Annotated in this window: 6 protein-coding genes and 1 pseudogene; 2 read left to right on the forward strand and 5 right to left on the reverse strand. The window is 69.8% G+C overall.

Going from position 1 to position 7,103, the window contains the following annotated elements:
• Positions 1-91: 91 nt before the first annotated feature.
• From EAO70_RS14835 to EAO70_RS14855, 5 genes are all read right to left on the reverse strand, one after another.
• The gene (locus EAO70_RS14835) at positions 92-1,921 is read right to left on the reverse strand and encodes an acyl-CoA dehydrogenase (RefSeq protein ID WP_148003412.1); all 1,830 of its coding nucleotides are present in this window, start codon (positions 1,919-1,921) and stop codon (positions 92-94) included.
• A 223-nt stretch (positions 1,922-2,144) separates the two neighbouring features.
• Positions 2,145-2,714: a hypothetical protein gene (locus EAO70_RS14840; protein WP_148003413.1), complete on the reverse strand. Its 570-nt coding sequence runs from the start codon at positions 2,712-2,714 to the stop codon at positions 2,145-2,147.
• On the reverse strand, positions 2,714-4,495 hold the full coding sequence (locus EAO70_RS14845) for an alpha/beta hydrolase (RefSeq protein WP_148003414.1): 1,782 nt from the start codon (positions 4,493-4,495) through the stop codon (positions 2,714-2,716). Before EAO70_RS14845 ends, EAO70_RS14840 begins: the two co-directional genes overlap by 1 nt.
• A 5-nt stretch (positions 4,496-4,500) precedes the next feature.
• Entirely contained in the window at positions 4,501-4,932 is a 432-nt protein-coding gene (locus EAO70_RS14850; protein ID WP_148003415.1) for a hypothetical protein, read from the reverse strand.
• 70 nt (positions 4,933-5,002) lie between these two features.
• The gene (locus EAO70_RS14855; protein ID WP_148003491.1) at positions 5,003-5,431 is read right to left on the reverse strand and encodes an SseB family protein; all 429 of its coding nucleotides are present in this window, start codon (positions 5,429-5,431) and stop codon (positions 5,003-5,005) included.
• A 9-nt stretch (positions 5,432-5,440) separates the two neighbouring features.
• On the opposite strand from EAO70_RS14855, the pseudogene EAO70_RS14860 reads away from it, so the two are divergent.
• Positions 5,441-5,620, forward strand: a pseudogene (locus EAO70_RS14860) (SseB family protein); the annotation flags it as partial.
• Positions 5,621-5,759: 139 nt separating this feature from the next.
• On the forward strand, positions 5,760-6,722 hold the full coding sequence (locus tag EAO70_RS14865; RefSeq protein ID WP_148003416.1) for a pirin family protein: 963 nt from the start codon (positions 5,760-5,762) through the stop codon (positions 6,720-6,722).
• Positions 6,723-7,103: the final 381 nt, after the last annotated feature.

A 7,103-nucleotide genomic window follows, 5' to 3' on the forward strand; every position in this document is an offset into this window, starting at 1 on the left:
CGTCCACACCGGCACGGCCCGCCCCCCTCCCCGGGGACGGGCCGTGCCGGTGTGGACGAGAGCGCCCGGGGGCGCCTTCGGCGCGTTCTTCTTAGAACGCGGCCTCGTCCAGGTCCATCAGCGAGCCGTCGACGGACTCGGCGAGGGCGCGCTCGGCGCTGACGCCCGGGAGGACGTTGGCGGCGAAGAACTTCGCGGCCGCGATCTTGCCCTGGTAGAAGGAGACGTCCTTGCCGGTGGCGCCGGCGGCCAGCTTCTCGGCGGCGACGGCCGCGCCGCGCAGCAGCAGGTAGCCGACGACGACGTCGCCGGAGGCCAGCAGCAGGCGGGTGGTGTTGAGGCCGACCTTGTAGATGTTCTTGACGTCCTCGCCGGTGGCGGTGAGGTCGGTGATCATCGTGCCGACGATGCTCTCCAGGTCGACGGCGGCCTTGGCCAGCGCGTCGCGGGCGGCGGCCAGCTCCTCGCCGCCTTCGCCGACCGCGAGGAACTTCTTGATCTCCTCGGAGAGGGCGTTGAGGGAGGCGCCCTGGTCGCGGACGATCTTGCGGAAGAAGAAGTCCTGGCCCTGGATGGCCGTGGTGCCCTCGTAGAGGGTGTCGATCTTGGCGTCCCGGATGTACTGCTCGATCGGGTACTCCTGCAGGAAGCCGGAGCCGCCGAAGGTCTGGAGCGACTGCGCGAGCTGCTCGTAGCCCTTCTCGGAGCCGTAGCCCTTGACGATCGGGAGCAGCAGGTCGTTCAGGCCGTGCAGCGCCTTGGCGTCCTCGCCGGCCGCTTCCTTGATCGCGATCTCGTCCTGCACGGAGGCCGTGTAGAGCACGAGGGAGCGCATGCCCTCGGCGTACGCCTTCTGCGTCATGAGCGAGCGGCGGACGTCGGGGTGGTGCGTGATGGTGACCTTGGGCGCGGCCTTGTCCATGAAGTTGGCCAGGTCGGTGCCCTGGACGCGCTCCTTGGCGTACTCCAGGGCGTTGAGGTAGCCCGTGGAGAGGGTGGAGATCGCCTTCGTGCCGACCATCATGCGGGCGAACTCGATGATGAGGAACATCTGGCGGATGCCGTCGTGCTTGTCGCCGATCAGCCAGCCCTTGGCGGGGTGCTGGTCGCCGAAGGTCATCTCGCACGTGTTGGAGGCCTTGAGGCCCATCTTGTGCTCGACGTTGGTGGCGTAGACGCCGTTGCGCTCGCCCAGCTCGCCGGTCTCCCAGTCGAACTCGTACTTGGGGACGAGGAAGAGGGAGAGGCCCTTGGTGCCGGGGCCGGCACCCTCGGGGCGGGCGAGGACGTAGTGGAGGATGTTCTCCTCCATGTCGTGCTCACCGGAGGTGATGAAGCGCTTCACGCCCTCGATGTGCCAGGAGCCGTCCTCCTGCTGGGTGGCCTTGGTGCGGCCGGCGCCGACGTCCGAGCCCGCGTCGGGCTCGGTGAGGACCATGGTGGAGCCCCAGCGCTTCTCGACGGCGATCTGCGCGGCCTTCTTCTGCTGCTCGTTGCCCTCGGTGTAGAGGATGCCGGCGAACGCCGGGCCGGAGGAGTACATCCAGATGGCCGGGTTCGAGCCGAGGAGCAGTTCCGCGTAGGCCCAGATCAGGGAGCGCGGGGAGACGGTGCCGCCGATCTCCTCCGGGATGCCCAGGCGCCAGTACTCGGACTCCATGAAGGCGTTGTACGACTTCTTGAAGGTGGCGGGCACGGGGGCGGTGTTGGTCTCCGGGTCGAAGACCGGCGGGTTGCGGTCGGCGTCGGTGAAGGACTCCGCGAGCTCGTTCTCGGCGAGGCGGCGGATCTCGTCGAGGATGCTCTTGGCGGTCTCGACGTCCATCTCCTCGAACGGCCCGGAGCCGTACACCTTGTCGCGGCCGAGGACCTCGAAGAGGTTGAACTCGATGTCGCGGAGATTCGACTTGTAGTGCCCCATGGCGACGGCTCCGTAAAGGCTCGGGGAGGAGGATGTCCTGGTACGCGTGCGTGGACGTGCTCGTACTACCGGTGAGTAGCCCACACTCACCTACGATGATGCTACCCGCGAGTAATAAGGGCAACCCCTATCCCGCCATCTGTGACACGAGCCGCAGAAAAAGGGCCCGGGGGCACATGCCCCCGGGCCCCTCTCACGCCGTGCGCGCGCTCGGCGGCGACGCTCAGTACAGGCCCTTCAGGTCCGTTCCCTCCGGGGCCCGGAAGCAGCCGGAGACCACGGAGACGGCGATCAGGTTCTTCTTCTTCGGGTCCGTGCTGCCGACCCACAGCTCGGCGTTCACGGCGAAGTGCTCCTTCCCGGACTCCGCCGTGAGCTCCAGGCTCTTGGCCCTGCTGCTGTTCGGCCCGTACGAGACGACCTTCCAGCCCTTGGCGGGCAGCGCCTTGTGGAGCCGTTCGAAGCCCTGCTTCAGCTCCTCCTCCGTGGCGTCGTACACCGACCAGGGGTGCCGGATCATGAAGAGGTGCTCGGGGTCCTCCTTGCAGGTGGAGGCGGCCGCACCGCCCGGCGTGGTCTTCGCGCCCGGCAGCCCGATCATGTCGAAGACCTGGCTGGAGATCTCCTTGGTGCGCGTCCGCGCCTTCTCGACCTCGAGGGTCGTCGGGGTGTAGCCGAGGTCGTCGGCACCGCCGGCGTCGTTCATGGAGCATCCCGTCGCGAGGGTGGTCAGGCAGAGGAGGGCGGCGAGCGCCGTCCCGCGGACTCTGCTGGGGTGGTTTCCGGTCTTCATCAGTCCTCGTTCACCTCGTCGTACCGTCCGGTCACGACCTTCGCCTGGTTCTTGAGGCTCTCGGACTCGCGGGTCCAGTAGTCGCTGTGACCGCTCGTGTCCACGTCCATGCGGTGCGCCCCGAACAGCTCGTCCGACGGCACGGTCTGCACGTATCCGGCGTTGAACGGAATCCCGTTCCAGGTCTCGACGCCCCACGTGTAGCCGCCGAGTCCGGCGATCTTGCCGCCCGCCGGGACGACGTCGCTCGTCGCCGCCTCGGACCACACGTGGTCCTTGCCGACGTCGAGATCCTCCGCCCTGCCGGTGAGCATGCCGGGGCTGCCGACCGCCACGATGTCGTCCGCGGCCAGGTCGCCCTTGTTGGATGCGTCGCCGACCACCGTCGAGCCGTAGCTGTGGCCGATGATCGTCGTGTGGCTCTCGTCGGGGCCGCCCTGCACGGTCTCCAGACCGTCCATGAACTGGAGCAGCTTGGGGGAGCCGTTGTACGCGAAGTCCTTCTGCATGGCGTCGGGGGCGAGCGACTGCGGGGCGTCGTAGCCGAACCAGGTGATCGTCGAGACGTTCTGCCCCGGTGCCATGGCCTGCGACTGGTACCAGAGGTCCGTCATCCGGGAGATGTCGCCGTCGAAGTCCTTCAGGTTCGTCGTCGTGCCCGGCACGTAGACGGCGGTGTGGTCGGCGGTGTCGGGGTTGCCGTTCGCGATGATCGCCCGGCCGATGCCGTCCTTGTCGTAACCGAGGAGGTACGCCTCCGGCAGCCCCTCCCGGCCGGTGGCGTCGAAGCGGGCCTGGATCGAGTCGCTGCCCTTGAGCTGCTCCTTCAGCCGCTCCTGGTCCTTCTGCCACTGCCGGTACTCGGGGCTGACGACCGCGGCCGGGTAACTGCCGTTCGGGTTCGGGATGTACTGGTTCGGCGCGGGCTTGGCCAGGTCCGTCAGGATCTGCGCCCTGGTCTCGGCGAAGACCGTCCGGTTGGCGTCGTCGCGGACCGAGGACGGGATGCCGTCCAGGGCGCCGACGGACGCCGGGTAGAGCGTGGCGTACTCGTCGCGCTGCTCCTGGGTGAGCCCGTTCCACCAGTCGGCGTTCTCCTTGGGGGACTTGCCGTGGGGGATGCGGTCGTCGTCGGCGTACTTCCCGGCGGCCTGCTGGAGGGCCTTGGTGTCGGCGGCGGCGTCGACGAGGTCCGCGGAGCTGACGTCCAGGCCGGGGCCGGCCTTGAGCCTGCGGAGGGCGGCGGCGTACCGGCCGTCGATCTCGGCCGCCTCGCGGACGGCGTCGCCGATGCGCTGCGCGATGTCCTCGGCCTTGCCCTTGTTGGCGTCCGCGCTGCCGACCCCCTCGCCCTTGCCGGGGGCGAGCGGGACGGGGGCGCCGTGCTGGGCGGTGTTGCTGCCGGGGGCGAGGACGAAGGAGTCGGTCGGGTACTCCACCGAACCGTCGGGCTTCACCGTGAACTTCAGGTTCTCGGCGTCCTCCAAGGCCTGCTTCAACTTCTTCTGTGGGGAAGCGAGTTCGCTGGCGAGGCCGTTGAGCGCGGTGCGGATCAGCCCGCACTCGGTGTGCAGGTACTGGTAGTTGCGCGAGAGCTGCTGGACGTCGCCGCCGGCCTTGGTGGCCGTCTCGCCCTTCTGCGTCTCGTGGATCTTCGCGAACATGCCGTTGTCGACACGGTCCTTGTCCGCGTTCGAGCGGGAGCTGATCCTGCCCCAGCCGTCGGCGGCGTCCGTGTACTCGTCGAGCTTCGCGTCGCGCAGCTGCTGCCAGGTGGGCACGGTGCTCAGCCCTCCTTCCGCGCGGGGGACGGCGCTTCGGCGGCGATCTTCCGCTTGGTGGTCTCCTCGCGCTCGCCGAAGTCGCGGCCGGCGCTCTTCAGGGCGCCCTCCAGCCGGCCGCACTCGTCGCGTACGGCGGTGAGGCGGGTCTTCCAGGTGCCGAGGATCTCGCCGAGGGCGCCGGAGGAGTCGAAACCGGCGGTCCCGCCGCCGACGCCCTCGTTCGCCGTGTCGAGGTCGGTGAGCGAGGTGGTGGTGGAGGTGCGCAGCTCGCCCGCGGTGTTCCCGGCCTGGTGCCAGGGCCCTTCCTCGGCCTTGAGGTTCGCGTCGCCGCCGCCGGAGTCGGGGGCGGGGACGCCCGCGAGGGTCATCGTCGCGGACTGTCCGGGCGGTGCGGATCCGCCGAACAGCTCTTCCCAAGTGGCGTTCAGCGCCATGTTCCACCCCCGTGGTTCCCAGCCTCCGTCAGCCGTACATCCGGCGCATCGCGAAGTTTCCCAGCCTCCGTCAGCCGTACATCCGGCGCATCGCGAAGTCGACCATCTGTTCCACGGCCTTCGCGTCGAAGACCATCCGGTGGTCGCCCTCCATGTCGAGGACGAAGCCGTACCCGGTCGGCAGCAGGTCGATCACCTCGGCGCCGGTGATCACGAAGTACTTCGACTCCTTGCCCGCGTACCGCCGCAGCTCCTTGAGCGAGGTGAACATCGGGATGACCGGCTGCTGGGTGTTGTGCAGGGCCAGGAAGCCGGGGTTGTCACCGCGCGGACAGTAGACCTTGGAGGTCGCGAAGATCTGCTGGAAGTCCTCGGGCGCGAGCGTGCCGGTCGTGAAGGCGCGGACCGCGTCGGCCAGGGAGGGCGGCGAGGGCTCCGGGTAGAGCGGGGGCTGCTGCCCGTAACCGCCCTGCATGCCCCCCTGCATGCCGGCCTGCATCCCGCCCTGCTGCGGCGGTACGCGGGCAAGGAGTCGAAGTACTTCGTGATCACCGGCGCCGAGGTGATCGACCTGCTGCCGACCGGGTACGGCTTCGTCCTCGACATGGAGGGCGACCACCGGATGGTCTTCGACGCGAAGGCCGTGGAACAGATGGTCGACTTCGCGATGCGCCGGATGTACGGCTGACGGAGGCTGGGAACGAGACGTGGGAGAGAGCGCCCGGGAGGAATTCCTCCCGGGCGTTCCGCGTTCCAGGTGGCAAGAAGTTCATCGTTCAACTAAAGTGACGCACAAGGTCGGAGAAGGCCGCTCTAGGAGGTCCGTCATGCCCGCAGTGACCGTCGAGAACCCGCTCACCCTGCCGCGCGTGGCAGCACGGGCCGACGCGGCCCCCCGCCCCGTCCTGGCCGTGACCACGGCCCCCACGGGCTTCGAGGGCGAGGGCTTCCCGGTCCGCCGCGCCTTCGCGGGGATCAACTACCAGTACCTCGACCCGTTCATCATGATGGACCAGATGGGGGAGGTGGAGTACGCGCCCGGCGAGCCCAAGGGCACGCCCTGGCACCCCCACCGCGGCTTCGAGACCGTCACCTACATCATCGACGGGACCTTCGACCACCAGGACTCCCAGGGCGGCGGCGGCACCATCACGAACGGCGACACCCAGTGGATGACGGCCGGCGCCGGCCTCCTCCACATCGAGGCGCCGCCGGAGTCCCTCGTCGTCAGCGGCGGCCTCTTCCACGGCCTCCAGCTGTGGGTGAACCTCCCCGCCGCCGACAAGATGATGGCCCCCCGCTACCAGGACATCCGCGGCGGCCAGGTCCAGCTGCTCACCTCCCCCGACGGCGGCGCGCTGCTCCGCGTCATCGCGGGCGAGCTCGACGGGCACGAGGGGCCGGGCATCACCCACACCCCGATCACGATGATCCACGCGACCCTGCGGCCCGGCGCCGAGATCACCCTGCCGTGGCGCGAGGACTTCAACGGCCTCGCGTACGTCATGGCGGGCCGCGGCAGCGTGGGCGAGGACCGGCGTCCGGTCCACACGGGCCAGACCGCCGTCTTCGGCAAGGGCGGCTCGCTGACCGTCCGCGCCGACGAGAAGCAGGACGGGAACACCCCGGACCTGGAGGTCGTCCTCCTCGGCGGACAGCCGATCCGTGAGCCGATGGCCCACTACGGCCCGTTCGTCATGAACACCCAGGCCGAACTCCGCCAGGCCTTCGAGGACTTCCAGGCGGGCCGCCTCGGCACGATCCCGGCGGTGCACGGGATGGGCGAGTAGCTCCCGCGAGTTGCTCCCGCGAGGGGGAGCGGGAACGGGAACGGGAGCGGTACGCGCGTGGGGCCGGACGGGGTGTCCGGCCCCACGCGCGTGCGCGGCTTCCGGGGGGCCGGGCTACGCGCGGGCGTGGCGTCGGCGGTACGCGTACGAGGACGGGGCCTCGGGCGGCCTGCGTACGCGCGGGCGTGGCGTCGGCGGAACGCGTACGGGCGCGTGGCTGCGGGGGCCGGTCTACGCGTACGCGTGGCCTCGGCGGGGCGGCCCACGCGCGGGCGTGGCGTCGGACGGCCTGCGTACGCGTGCGCGTGGCCTCGCCCGTGCGAGTACCGGCGCGTGGCCTCGGCCGGCCCACCCGTACGCACTGGGTACGGCCGGCCCACC

The organism is Streptomyces sp. adm13(2018), assembly GCF_008042145.1.
Lineage (GTDB): Bacteria > Actinomycetota > Actinomycetes > Streptomycetales > Streptomycetaceae > Streptomyces.